Raw genomic sequence first — 12845 nt, 5'->3', positions numbered from 1 at the left:
AGTGCCAGTACACAGACAAGAGGAACCGGGCCTCACAGGCCCGGTTCGAGTGCAGGTCGTGCGGCGTCGTTGCGCACGCTGACCTGAATGCTTCCCGCAACATCGCCCGTAAGGGCGAGGCTGCGTGGCTTGCGGGGCGTGCGTCACGCGTCCCAGCCCCTGCCTAGCAGGGGCTCAGATGCGGGAGAGCACACGACAGCCAGTCGTGTACCTACCTGCAAGCCCGGTCCGCCAGGGCCGGGTCAAGTTGACACCAGCGGCTGGCCGCCGTCGACGGCGAGCGAGACCCCGGTCATGAACGTGTTGGTCATCGCGAACACCACGGCCTGGGCGACGTCCCGCGGCGTGCCGATCCGCCGCGCGGGATTGCTCGCGGACAGGCGGGCGAAGAACTCGGACTTGCCCTCGTCGCCCAGCCCGTCCCATGCGCCGGTGTCGATGGTGCCGGGCGATACGGCGTTGACGCGGATCGGGGCGAGCTCGACGGCCAGCGAGCGCGTGACGGTGTTCACCGAGCCGTTCGTCGCGGCCACGGCGAGGAAGCCCGGGTCGGGTTCGAGGGCCGCCACGCCCGAGAACAGGACGAAGGAGCCGTCCGCGGGCATACGCGGGGCGAAGTGCTTGGCGAGCATGATCGGCCCGACCACCTTGGTGCGGAAGGACAGGACGATCGCCTCGGGGTCCAGTTCCGAGACCTTCCCGCGGGCCCGGGCGGACGCCGTGGAGACCACGTGGTCGACGCCGCCGAGGTCCTCGGCGAGTGCGGCGATCGAGGCCTCGTCGGTGAGGTCGACCCGTCGTACGGTGACGTCCGTGCCCTGGTAGGCGTCCTCCAGGTCCCCCGGCGTCCGCCCGGCGGCGACGACCCGGGCGCCCTCGGCGAGCGCCGCGTCGACGACCGCCCGGGCGATGCCGCTGCCGCGGCCCACGACCAGGACCGTCCGGTCCTGCAGTGAAGCTGACATGGGATTCCTCCTCGTTCTCGTGGCGTGTGTCGGTGTGCGGCCGTCAGCGGCGGCGTACCTCGTCGGTGTCCAGGCCGCGGTCCACGCCGTGCGGCAGGACCTGCTGACCCGGCTCGGGTTCCAGCCGCTTGCCGTCGAGGGTGACCTCGACCTTGTCCGGCTCGAAGGAGACCAGGTCGGCGACGCGGCCGACCTCCGCATAGGCGTCGCGGTACGACCACGCCGCCTTCCGGACGCCGCCGATGTCGTAGTAGTCGGCGATCCCCTTGTACGGGCAGAAGGTCCGGTCCTCGACGGCGGTCAGCGCCGTCTGGTCGACGTCCGCGCGCGGCACGTACCACCGGGGCGCGAAACCCGATTCGTACAGCACCACGGGGTGTTCGGAACGGGCCACGACACGGCCCTCGGAGCGGACCTCCAGCAGACGGGAGGTGTCGCGGATGTCGATGCGGTGGTAGGCGTCGGCGGCGTGGCCGAGGATGCGGTCGTCCTCCTCGTAGAAGGCGTCCATCGCCCGCCAGGCGAAGGCGATGCGTCCCCGGAGGTCGGCCGCGTGGTCCGGGAGCGCGACCAGTTCCCAGGCGGCGCGCTCGGTCGTCCGGCCGCCGGCCCGTACCGCGAACCAGGCCGTGTCCCCGAGGTCCTTGTGCCGCGTGACGTGGTCGCCGGCGACCAGCGCCTCCGGCAGGACGTCGGAGCGCGGGAAGTACGCGACCGGGTAGCGGCCCGGCTCGTGGAGCAGCACCACGTCCTCGCTGTCGGCGATCCACTCGCCCGCGAACCGAACCCTCATGCGGCGTCGCAGGCGCTCGGCGAAGAGCATCCGCTCGGGAAGCGGCTCGGGCACAAGGAAGTGTCCGATCCGGGTGGTGGAGAGCGGCCCCTGCTGCCAGGACAGTCCCATGGCTCTTCCTTCCTCGTGGGCGTTGTAATGGATACTTCGACGCTAGAACCGTTAGCGGTGCCGGACAAGCGATCAAGGATTCGTCTTGTGGATGCGAGTGCCTCGTAATTCGAAGGCCTCGCGATTCCGGCGGTCCGGGACCCGTTGGATTCCCCGTGTCCTGATGGATACCGTTGGCGCGTGAGTGTTCACGTGGGGATCGAGGAGCTGCAGGCCGCGGGCTTCCCCATGGGCGGCGAGCCCCTGGTCGTGCTGGACCTCGCCGACACCGTCATGACCGCCCGCCGCCCGGCCGTCGACCTGCTGGAGACCCCGGCCGCGGCCGCCGCCTGGTGGGGGATCCAGGCGAGGAGGCTCCCACCGGGACCGGCCCCCGATCCGGTGGCGACCCGCAGGCTCCGCGCGGCCGTCCGGGAGGCGCTGGACGCCCATCTGGAGGGCCGGCCCGTCGACCCCGTCGCGGTGGAGGACATCAATGCCGCGGCCTCCTCCGCGCCCGTCAGCCCCCGGCTCGTCGTCACCCCCGAAGGCCTGCGGGAGACCTCCCGGCGGCACACCGAGTACGGAGGGAACGCCGCCCTCGCCGTGATCGCGGCCGAGGCCGTCGCGCTGCTCGGCAGTCCCGGCCGGCTGGCGCTCCTGCGGCGCTGCGCCAACCCGGAGTGCTCGATGCTGTTCCTGGCGGGGAACCGGCGCCGCAAGTGGTGCACCGGCAACATCTGCGGGAACCGGACGCGCGTCGCCCGCCACTACGAACGCAGCCGCGCCGGCCGCATCCCGGCCGGTTGAGCCGCCCGGCCCCGGCGGCGTCCCGTGGCTCAGGTCGGAACCCGGCCGAGGAAGCCGCGGATGTGCTCCGCGACCGTCTCCAGGTGGCTCTCCAGCGCGAAGTGCCCGGACTCCACCAGGTGGACCTCGGCGTCCGGCAGATCCTTGCGGAAGGCGCGGGCACCGTCGGGCCCGAAGATCTCGTCGCGCTCGCCCCACACCGCCAGCAGCGGGACCTGGGAGTTCCTGAAGTACTCGTGGACCGCCGGGTACGCGTCGACGTTGCGCGGGTAGTCGCGGAACAGGCTCAGCTGGATCTCGGCGTTGCCCGGGCGGTCCAGCAGCGCCTGGTCGTGGACCCAGTTGTCGGGACTGACCAGGCTCGGGTCGTCCACCCCGTTCAGGTACTGCCAGCGCGTGACCTCGAGGGTGAGCGCGCCGCGCACCGCGGCCTCGGTCCCGGGGTTCGGGCCCTCGGCGTAGGCGAACAGGCCGTCCCAGAAGGGCCTCGCGAAGCCCTCCGTGTACGCGTTCCCGCTCTGGCTGACGATCGCGGTGACCCGCCGCGGGTCCGCGAGCGCCAGACGCCATCCGATCGGGGCGCCGTAGTCCTGGACGTACATGGCGAAGCGGTCCACGCCGAGCTGTTCCAGCAGCCCGGAGGTGACCTCGGTGAGGGCGTCGAAGGTGTACGGGAAGTCCGTCACCGCCGGCATGGCCGACTGGCCGAAGCCGATGTGGTCGGGCGCGATCACCCGGTAGCGGTCGGCGAGGGCGGGGATCAGGTTCCGGAACATGTGCGAACTCGTCGGGAACCCGTGGAGCAGCAGCAGGACGGGGGCCCGGGGGTCACCGGCCTCCCGGTGGAAGACCTCCAGGCCGTTGACCTCGACGGTGCGGTAGTGGACGGTGCCGGTCATCTCGGGCCTCCTTGGGCGCTGTGATCGGGTTGCGTATCCGGTGACCACCGACGGACCGCCGGGCGGGCCTACGCGGTCGGGAGAGCGGCGGCCGTGTCCACCTCGGGGAGCCCCCGGCCGCGCAGGTCGGCGACGAACCGCCGGACCAGGGCGTCCGAGGGCGTCAGCGTCAGCGCCACGATCTCGCGGTGGACACGCGGCTCCAGCCGCCGGACGACCGCCGCGGGCCGGCCGGCCAGGGCGGAGACCGGCACCAGGCTCACCCCCATGCCGGCGCCCGCGAGCTGGGCGGCGGTGCGCGGGCTGCGGGTCCTCAGTACGGGACTGAGGCGCACCTGGTGCTCCGTGACGAACCGGTCCACCCAGACCGCCATCCCGTTGTCCGGGTCGTAGTGCACGAAGGGCTCGTCGGCGAGTTCCTCGACCGCGACCGACCCTCGCGAGGCGAACCGATGGGAGGGGAAGGTGGCCACCACGATCTCCTCCCGTCCCAGCACCTCGACGTGGGCCGTGGTCGCGGTGGGTTCCGGGCCCACGACCAGGTCGGTCGCGCCGTTCATCAGGTGTTCCACCATGCGGTCGGCGCTGGTGAACTCCGTCAGTTCCAGCCGTACCCCGGGCCGGCGCGCGCGCCAGCGCCGCAGCACCGGCACCAGGAGCCACGCGGTCATGGTCTCCGCGCAGGCGATCCGCAGCCGCCCGCCGTTGCCCGCGCCGACCTGCCGTCCGACGCGGACGGCCCGGGCCGCGGCGTCCAGTGCGATCCGTGCCTCGTCGGCCGCGGCGCGGCCGGCCGCCGTCACCCGCACACCGCGGGCCAGCCGCTCGACGACGGGGGTGCCGAGTTCCCGCTCCAGCGCCGCGACCTGGTGGGAGAGCGCCGGCTGGGACATGTGCAGGGAGGCCGCGGCCCGGGTGACCGAACCCTCGTCGACCAGGGCCACCAGGCACTCCAGTGCCCGCAGTGTCGCCATATGTAAAATCTATCCGAACTGTTCGAAACGTACATAAGCCGAAAACCGCCCCGGCGTTACGGCGGTCCCCCAAGGCCCCCAAAGGCCTCCCGAGGGCCTCCACGGCTTCCCGGGGCTCATGCCGCCCGGTGGAAACCGCGCTCCTGCACCACCCAGGTGTTGCCGTCCGGGTCGGCGAAGCCGACGAAGCTGGCGTAGTCGCGGCGCTCCGGGTCCACCCCGGGCCGGAAGCCGCCCCGCCATTCTCCGACCGGCCATTTGTGCCGCACCTCGCCGACGGCGACGCCCCGTTCCGCCAGTTCCCGGCGGGCCCGCTCGACGTCGTCGACGACCAGGTGGAGGTTGCGCAGCGACCCCGGGACGGCATCGGTGAGGCCGACGCCGATCTGCACCGAGCAGGCCGACCCCGGCGGCGTCAGCTGTACGACGCGGAAGCCGTCGGCGGGGGCGTAGTCGACGTCGAGGGCGAACCCGGCGCGCTCGGTGTAGAACGCCGACGACCGGTCGACGTCCGTCACCGGCACGATCATGACCTCAATGCTGTAGTCCATCACTCCATCTTTGATCAACACCCGGGGAATCCGCGACCGATGGGGCATGCGCGGCTCGAATGGCGGGCGAAGGAAGAGGGAATCCCGCACCGGAGGCGCCGGACCGCCGCGCGGTACCCCGGTGCCCCAGGGCCGACATGCTGCGCGACCTCTGATCGCCCCCGCGCCCCGGTCCATAGGATCACACCATGGCAAACCCACCGGATCGTGACGTTCCGTCAAGCCCGGCCGCCGATGACGGCATGCGCCTGTCGGGCACCGACCGGGTCGAGGGCTTCAGCGACGCCGTGTTCGCCATCGTGATCACGCTGCTCGTCCTCGACCTCTACGATCCGCACCACGGGCCCGGTGAACTCGTGCCGGGGCTCGCCGCCGCGTGGCCCGCCTATGTGGCGTTCCTCGTCTCGTTCGTCTACGTCGGCGTCATCTGGCTCAACCACCACGGGCTGTTCCGCCGCATCCGGCGCATGGACGTCGGCCTGCTGTGGATCAACCTCGCCATCCTCTTCAGCGCCGTCATCGTGCCGTTCCCCACCGCGGTGCTGGGGGACGCCCTCGGCGACGAGGGGAACCCTCACGGGCAGCGCGTCGCGGTGGTCCTGTACGCGCTGGTCGCGGCCGTCATGTCGGCTCCGTGGTGGGGGGTGTTCACCTATCTGCGGGACCATCCGGAGCTGCTGCAGCCAGGGGTGTCGCCCCGTTACCTCCAGACGCAGAGGATCCGGCCGCTGACCGGTCTCGCCATGTACGTGGTCTGCGGCATCGGCGGCTGGTTCATCGGCCCCGCGGTGGGAGTGGTCTGCATCGCCGTGGTGATCCTCTACCACGCCCTCACCTGCGAGGGCCTCCACGAGGGGCCCCTCGGCAGGCTCCTGGGAGTGGCCGGGCGGCGGTGAGCCGCGGCGGACCCACGGCCGCGCCCCCGGGCGGACGAGAGTCCGACCGGGGGCGCGGCGCCCGCGGCTACACCCACCTGCAGGTGAGCCACTTCTCGGGGTCGTAGAGGTCCTGCGACGGATAGCGCTCGACTATGGGGACCACTTCGGTGGTGTCCTCCGGCCGGACGCGTTCGGGCAGGGCGCCGAAGCGGGCCCGCCGCGTCGCCGCGCCGCTGTCCGCGGCCACGACCACCTTCACGACCTTGACGGCCTGCTGCGTGTTCGGCATGCCGGTCCTCTCTCTCGCTGTGTCGTCCTCAGAAGACCTGGAGGAAACACCCGCAGGCGACGGTGACGATGGCCACGGCCACCGTGGCCACTTTCATGACGTTGAGCACCTTCACGGGAACCCTCCGGTGCGGGATCGGCGGAGTCGGATACCACCGCGGCTGATGCCGACGTTCGCACAGCCATCGTCACCTGTCAAGCAGGTGACGATCTTCCGGCCGGGGGCGGCCCCCGCGGCATGACGCGGACGTCACGGCTGGTAGACCGACTGCAACTGCTGGTACGCCTGGAGTCCCTCCGGGCCCAGTTCCCGTCCGAGGCCGCTGGACTTCATGCCGCCGTACGGGGAGCCGATGTCCGGCACGTATCCGTTGATCCCGACGGTGCCGCTGCGGATGCGCCGGGCGACGCTCGTGCCGTGCTCGGGGTCGGCGGTCCAGACCGTGCCCGCGAGGCCGTACGCCGAGTCGTTGGCGAGCCGGACGGCCTCGTCCTCGCCGTCGTACGACGTGATCGTCAGGACCGGCCCGAAGATCTCCTCCTGCGCGACGACCGAGGCGTTGTCCACGTCCGCCAGGACGGTCGGCTCCACGAACCAGCCGCGGTCGAGACCGGCCGGCCGGCCCCCGCCCGTCGTCAGCCGGGCGCCCTCGTCCAGACCCCTGGCGATGTAGCCCTCCACGCGGTCGCGCTGCCGGGCGCTGACGAGCGGGCCGATCTGTGTGGCGGGGTCCAGGGCATCGCCCACGACGGCCCCGCCCGCCATGGCCGTGCAGAACTCGACGACCTCGCCGTAGCGGCTGCCGGGGGCCAGGATCCTCGTACTGGCGAAACACGTCTGGCCGTTGTTCAGCAGGCCGGCCATGAAGAACCGCTCGGTCAGCGGGTCCAGGTCGGCGTCGTCCAGGACGACCGCGGCGGACTTGCCGCCCAGCTCCAGCGTCACCGGCCGCAGCAGTGCCGCGCACGCGGCCGCGACCTTCCGGCCCGCCGAGGTCGACCCGGTGAACGACACCTTGTCGACCCCGGGGTGGGAGACGAGGCGGGCGCCCACTTCCGGACCGCCCGGCACGATGTTGACGACCCCGCCGGGGAGGCCCGCCTCATCGACCGCCTCCGCCAGGACCATGGAGTCGAGCACGGTCTCCGGCGCCGGCTTGAGCACCAGGGTGCAGCCGGCCGCGAGGGCGGGCGCGATCTTGAAGAAGGCGATGGTCTGCGGGAAGTTCCAGGTCATGATCGCCGTGACCACTCCCATGGGTTCCCTGCGGACCAGAGTGCTGCCGCCGGGCAGTCCGGCGCGGCGCTCCTCGGAGGGCGCCCTGGTGGCGAGGTCGGCGTAGTAGCGCAGCAGGGCGGCCGGGACCGCCCCCTCGAACGGCCGGGCCGTGGAGATCGGCATGCCGTTCTGCGCGCTGACCGTGCGTGCCGTCAGCCCGCCGCGGGTCTCGAGCGCGTCGGCGAGCCGCAGCATCGCCGACGCGCGGCGCCCCGGCTCCCACTCGGGCCAACCGCCGGGCGCGTCGAAGGCGGCGCGGGCCGCCCGCACGGCTTCGTCGACGTCCGCGTCGACGGCCTCGGGCACCGAGCCCAGCCGGGCGCCGGTGCCCGCGGACGCGGCGGTGATGGTGCCGCTACCGGCCGGTGTCGTCCACTGTCCCCCGATGAACAGGCGTTTCACATCCATGACGGGTACTTCTCTCGGCCGCGGCCGGGCCGGTCTTCACCCGGCCTCCGATGATCGGTGCGGCGCGAAGCCGGTACGTGTGCGTCCTGCCGGCCGTCGAGCGGCCGGAGGCGGCTTCCGCCGCGAGTGAGGTCTTCATTTCGCAACTGATGGACGAGAATACTCCTATCTGATGACAGTTGCCCCCAGATGCCGCAATTATCCGATCCGGGCCCGCCTGACCTGGATGCGACGGGGATCCTCCCGGGATACAAACGGACGTGTCCCACCAGGCGGCGGACACGGTGGACCGGCGATCGGGCTCGGATCATGAGGAAGTACGGCGGCATGACCGCCGAAGAGCGCGTCGCGGCGCGGCGGCGCCGGATCATGGACGCGGCGACCGAGTTGTTCTCCGCACGGGGCTACGGCGGAACCTCGATGCGCGCGGTGCTCCGCCACTGCCGGTTGCCGGACCGCTACTTCACCGAGAGCTTCGCCTCCCTCGACGAACTCCTCGCCGCGATCCTCGAGGAGATCCAGCGGGACGAGGCCGCGAAGTGCCAGGCGGCGCTCGCCGCGGCCGGCACGCGCCGCGACCGGGCGCGCGGCATGCTCGACGTCCTGGCCGCAGGCGTCGTCGACGACCCCCGCAAGGGCCGCATCAAACTCGTCGAGTCCCTCGCCGGCGGGCCGCTCACCGCCGCCGAACGACGCCGCGGCCTCCGCCGCCTCGCCTCGCTCGTGGAGTCCCTGCTCCGCGAGGACTGGAACGCCCCCGGCGCCGACGTGACCGCGATGGCCGTGGCCGTGGTCGGCGGGGTCAACCAGATCCTGCTCAACTGGGCGGACGGCGGCCTCGAGTTCTCCCGGGAGGAATTCGTCGGCCAGGCGCTCCGCTTCTTCGACGCCGTCGCCGCGTTCGGCGCCGGCGTTCCGCCCGGGGGCCGCTGACAGGGTGCCGTCTCGCAGTCGGACGCGCCTGGACGCGCCCGGATCCGGCCGGAAACGCCGGTGGGCGGGACCGCTGCTCGCGGTCCCGCCCACCGGGTGGTGCGTCGGTGCGTCAGCGCAGGCCGAACGCCCGGGTGATCGTCTGCGAGACGGTGTTGCCCGCGTCGTCCCGGGCGGTGACCCGGAGCGTGGCGAAGCCCGCGGACTTCGGGGCACGCAGGCCCGTCCGCCAGCCGTCACCGCTGCGGTCCAGGCCGGCCCGCTGCCAGGTCTTCCCGTCGTCGTAGGAGACCTCGAGCGAGGGCTTCCCGATGGCGGCGGTCGTGCCGGGCAGGTGCGAGGCGGTCACCGTCAGCCCGGCGTGCCGGTCGGCCCGGCCGGCCTTGTCGGTGTCCACGCCGTAGTCGAGCTGGATCAGCGGCAGGGACACCGCCGACTCGCTGCCCGTGGCCGCGGAGGTGAAGTTCCACTCCGTCAGCGTGTGCGTCGAGTAAGGGGCGGTCCATTCCGCACGGTCGTTGTCGACCACCAGCCGGTAGGGGAGCCGCTCGGGGGCGAGCCCGGTGACCGGCAGGTACTCGGCGTTGCCCCAGTCGAGCTGCCGGTCGCCCTGGTAGAGCGACATCCAGTCCTTCACCTTGAAGTTGGCGTAGGCCTCGCCGACGTGGCCCGAGCCCGAGTCGCCCCAGCCCGGGGCCGGGATGTAGACCCCGTCGAGGTAGCGGACCGGCTGGTAGCCGAGGCCCATCCGGGGCCGCTGGATCGGGCCGAACCAGCTGACCTCGGCCGTCTTCTCGGCCGGGTAGCGCAGGAGGTCCATCGAGTGCTGCCCCGTCTCGCCCGCGATGAAGGCGTCGTCCAGCCAACTGGCGTCGGCGGTGACCCAGTCGGTCCGGTCGCCCTGGGCGGGAGCGGTGAGCTGGTTGCCGACCACCCAACCGCGCCAGACGTCGGGGCGGAACTCCAGCGCCTTGCCCTGGCGGTGGTTGCGGAAGGAGACGTTGACCTTGCCCAGGTCGCGCTGGGTGACGCGCCAGGTCGGGTCCGCCGGTACCGCACCGGACCAGTGGTGCACCACGTCGTACACGTAGTCCGTCGTGGGGTTCGAGGTGACCTTCAGCCTGACCGTGCCGCGCCCGAGCGTTGCGATCAGGTCGGCGCCCTGGTCGGCGTCGAGGGTCGCCACCGTCAGCGGGGCCGGGCTCTCCGGGCTCCACGGGGACTCGTCCCACGGCTGCAGCCGGCCGATGCCGTCGTTGACGACGACGAGCACCTGCGCGCCCGCCGCCGCGGCGGCCTCCGCCTGAGCCCGGATTCCGGCCGGGTCGCCGCCCCGCACCACCACGGCCTTGCCGCGTGGCTTGTGGCGGGCCAGCTCGGCGGCCGTACCCTCACCGGCGTAGACCGCCGTGAGCGTCCGCGTGCCGGCGGGCAGCGGCTCGGCCCCGCGCTTGACCAGCGGGTCGGCATAGGTCCTGGAGGCCGTGCCCACGGTCAGTGCCGGCTGCTCCAGGCGGAAGCGGGCACCGAACTCGAACTCGCCGTCGGTGACCTTCCTGCCGGTCGGCAGCGCCCAGATGCTGTCGTACGTCTCGTTGGGCAGCATCGAGGACTCGACCAGGCTGTCGCCGAACGAGCGGTGGACGTCCAGGCGCGGGGCGACGGCGGTGGTCTGCTGCGGGGCGCGCGCCAGGATCTGACGCATCTTGCGGCCGTCGAGGGTGACGGTGCGGTCCTGGTCCATCTGCACGTCGTTGAAGGCCAGCAACGCCATGCCCAGGGTGTGCGGGCCGCCCGCCCCCTGGACGTCCGCGGTGAGCCATCCGCTGTAGGTGCCGACGGGCAGCCGCGCGGTGCCGGTGCCGGACTCGTCGAGGTCGATCGTCGTGAAGAGGCCCTCGGCGGTGAGCATGACCCGGCCCGCCAGGGGCTTGCCCGAGCGGTCCTTGGCGTTGATCGTCAGCGTCTGCCGGCGGCCCTCCTTGGCGGCGCCGATCAGGGTCCTGGCCCGGACGGTTCCGGTGCCGTCCGTTCCGGTGATCATGCCGCTGACCGACTGGTCGAGCGGCAGCCGGTCCAGCGCGGCGGTCAGGGAGACCGAGGCCGTGCCGTGCGACGGGACGGTGACCCTGTCCTCGGAGAGCGTGAACAGCCCTGCCGGGGCCTTCGAGTCGATCGCCAGGTCCAGGCTGACCGGTGCGTCGCCGGTGTTGGTGTACGTCACCTTCCGGACGTCGGTCTCACCCGACTTCTGGGGCCAGGGGTAGAAGCCGGAGAAGGCGCTGACGGTCGCGAAGACCGAGGCGCGGACGGCAGCCGGCGCGTCGAGCCGGCCGGCACCGGCCTCGTACGGGGAGTACGACGGGGTGGCCTTGGCGCTGCTGACCAGCGCCTCCTTCAACTGCGGGCCCGTCCAGTCCGGGTGGGCGGCGGCCAGCAGCGCGGCGGCGCCCGCGACGTGCGGCGTCGCCATCGAAGTGCCGCTCATCGTGGTGTAGTAGCCCGAGCCCCGCTTGTAGTGGGAGCGGGCCGCCAGGATGTCGACGCCGGGCGCGGTGATCTCGGGCTTCAGCCCGGCGTCGCCCGCGCGCGGGCCGGTGCTGGAGAAGTCGGCCAGCCGGTCCGCGGAGTCCACGGCGCCGACGGTCAGCGCGGAGTCCGCCGCACCGGGGCTGCCGATGGAGTGCGGGCCGCTGTTGCCCGCGGCGATGACGAACAGCGCGCCGGTCTCGCGGCTGAGGCGGTCGACCGCCTGGCTCATCGGGTCGGTGTGGTCACCGCCGCCGCCCAGGCTCATGCTGATGATCCTGGCCTGCTGGTCCTGGGCCGCCCATTCCATGCCGGCGATGATCCAGGACTCCTGGCCGCTGCCCTCGCTGTTGAGCACCTTGCCGATGTCCAGGCGGACACCGGGGGCGACACCCCGCTCCTTGCCGTCCGACGCGCTGCCCGTACCGGCGATCGTCGAGGCGACGTGCGTGCCGTGACCCTGGTAGTCGAGGGTGTCCGGCTCGTCCGGGATGAAGCTGGTACTGGTGTCGATCCGGTCGGCGAGGTCGGGGTGTTCGGCGTCCACGCCGGTGTCGAGTACCGCGACCTTGACGCCCTCTCCGGTGTTGCCCTGCGCCCAGACCTCCGGCGCGCCGATCTGCGCCGTCGAGTCGGCCAGGTCGGCCTTCACCTTGCCGTCGAGCCAGATCTTGGCGATCCCGCCCGCGAAGGACGGCTTCGCCGAGCGGGCCGCGGCACCGGAACCCCCGGTGAGCGCGGACCAGAACTTCGAGGCCTGCGCGCGGTCCTGGGTGACGGCCGCGCCCTGGACGCTGTCCAGCCGGCGGACGACCTTCGAACCGGCCATGGCCGGCTGGGTCCGGGACCGGGCCGCGGCGTCGGTGTAGCCGACGATGAGGGGCAGACGGGCGGAGTGCGCGTCGTCGTAACCGTCGGCGATCAGCTTCGTCACGTTGAACAACTGCTTGTCCAGCGTGCCGGCGCCGACGAAGGGCAGGACCGCGTCGGGGTAGACGTACGTGGCCCCGTCGACGACGGCGCGGTGGAAACCGGTGGTGGTCCCGTTCACGCCCTCGAAGGACCGGACGACGGTGCCGTCGGGCGCGGTGCCGATGGTGACCTTGTCACCGGTGATCAGGGTGACGGTGTGCGTGCCGCCGTTGCCGGGTGAGCGTTGTGCGGCACCGGCGGCGGGCCCGCGACCGGCGTGGTCCGCGGATACGGCGGCCGTGGCCGGTATGACCCCGAGTGCCAGGGTGGCGACCACGCCGAGCGCGATCGCCCCTGGCCTGGGCCGGGGGATGTGAACCGTGGGCAAGGGAACTCCTCAAGCCATGTGAAGAGTGGACGGCCATTGATCTTCGAGGCGGCCGTGCCCCCGCTCAAGGGATCCAGGCGTCGCTCTTGTGCCATGGCACAGTTGTGTCACCGCGGAGCCGGCCGACAAGACCCGCCACGACCGGGGG

At 72.3% G+C, this 12845-nt stretch carries 12 protein-coding genes; 4 read left to right on the top strand and 8 right to left on the bottom strand.

Annotation, left to right across the window (positions count from 1 at the left end):
• The coding region (locus CHF15_RS28210; RefSeq protein WP_143681648.1) for a zinc ribbon domain-containing protein at positions 1 to 167 on the top strand (167 nt) is incomplete at its 5' end.
• A 75-nt stretch (positions 168 to 242) separates the two neighbouring features.
• Here CHF15_RS28210 and CHF15_RS28205 read toward each other — a convergent pair.
• A complete protein-coding gene (locus CHF15_RS28205; RefSeq protein ID WP_089226695.1) occupies positions 243 to 965 on the bottom strand; it encodes an SDR family oxidoreductase in 723 nt (240 codons plus the stop codon).
• Between the two features lie 43 nt (positions 966 to 1008).
• Positions 1009 to 1869: a DUF427 domain-containing protein gene (locus CHF15_RS28200; protein WP_089226694.1), complete on the bottom strand. Its 861-nt coding sequence runs from the start codon at positions 1867 to 1869 to the stop codon at positions 1009 to 1011.
• A 180-nt stretch (positions 1870 to 2049) separates the two neighbouring features.
• On the opposite strand from CHF15_RS28200, the gene CHF15_RS28195 reads away from it, so the two are divergent.
• A complete protein-coding gene (locus CHF15_RS28195) occupies positions 2050 to 2658 on the top strand; it encodes a CGNR zinc finger domain-containing protein (RefSeq protein WP_220093336.1) in 609 nt (202 codons plus the stop codon).
• 29 nt (positions 2659 to 2687) lie between these two features.
• On the opposite strand, the gene CHF15_RS28190 is transcribed toward CHF15_RS28195, so the two are convergent.
• The 3 genes from CHF15_RS28190 to CHF15_RS28180 all read right to left on the bottom strand — a co-directional run bounded on the left by CHF15_RS28190 (position 2688) and on the right by CHF15_RS28180 (position 5082).
• Complete coding sequence (locus CHF15_RS28190) at positions 2688 to 3557, bottom strand: alpha/beta fold hydrolase (RefSeq protein ID WP_089226693.1); 870 nt, start codon at positions 3555 to 3557, stop codon at positions 2688 to 2690.
• 68 nt (positions 3558 to 3625) lie between these two features.
• Positions 3626 to 4531 carry a LysR family transcriptional regulator gene (locus tag CHF15_RS28185; protein ID WP_089226692.1) on the bottom strand — a complete coding sequence of 302 codons (906 nt, stop codon included), beginning with the start codon at positions 4529 to 4531 and terminating at the stop codon, positions 3626 to 3628.
• A 116-nt stretch (positions 4532 to 4647) separates the two neighbouring features.
• Positions 4648 to 5082 (bottom strand): VOC family protein, encoded by a 435-nt coding sequence (locus CHF15_RS28180; protein ID WP_089226691.1) that lies wholly within the window; start codon positions 5080 to 5082, stop codon positions 4648 to 4650.
• Between the two features lie 188 nt (positions 5083 to 5270).
• Between CHF15_RS28180 and CHF15_RS28175 the strand changes: the two genes are divergently transcribed.
• Entirely contained in the window at positions 5271 to 5978 is a 708-nt protein-coding gene (locus tag CHF15_RS28175; RefSeq protein ID WP_089226690.1) for a TMEM175 family protein, read from the top strand.
• A 67-nt stretch (positions 5979 to 6045) separates the two neighbouring features.
• Here CHF15_RS28175 and CHF15_RS28170 read toward each other — a convergent pair whose 3' ends face one another.
• A complete protein-coding gene (locus CHF15_RS28170) occupies positions 6046 to 6249 on the bottom strand; it encodes a hypothetical protein (protein ID WP_089226689.1) in 204 nt (67 codons plus the stop codon).
• A 249-nt stretch (positions 6250 to 6498) separates the two neighbouring features.
• Entirely contained in the window at positions 6499 to 7935 is a 1437-nt protein-coding gene (locus tag CHF15_RS28165; RefSeq protein WP_089226688.1) for an aldehyde dehydrogenase, read from the bottom strand.
• 327 nt (positions 7936 to 8262) lie between these two features.
• Between CHF15_RS28165 and CHF15_RS28160 the strand changes: the two genes are divergently transcribed.
• On the top strand, positions 8263 to 8868 hold the full coding sequence (locus CHF15_RS28160; RefSeq protein ID WP_179279997.1) for a TetR/AcrR family transcriptional regulator: 606 nt from the start codon (positions 8263 to 8265) through the stop codon (positions 8866 to 8868).
• Positions 8869 to 8980: 112 nt separating this feature from the next.
• Here the strand turns inward: CHF15_RS28160 and CHF15_RS28155 are convergent, their stop codons facing one another.
• Positions 8981 to 12697 (bottom strand): S8 family serine peptidase, encoded by a 3717-nt coding sequence (locus CHF15_RS28155; RefSeq protein WP_089226686.1) that lies wholly within the window; start codon positions 12695 to 12697, stop codon positions 8981 to 8983.
• Positions 12698 to 12845: the final 148 nt, after the last annotated feature.

The sequence above is a fragment of the Actinacidiphila glaucinigra genome, assembly GCF_900188405.1.
GTDB lineage: Bacteria > Actinomycetota > Actinomycetes > Streptomycetales > Streptomycetaceae > Actinacidiphila > Actinacidiphila glaucinigra.
This window is presented reverse-complemented; position numbering and strand designations above follow the sequence as displayed.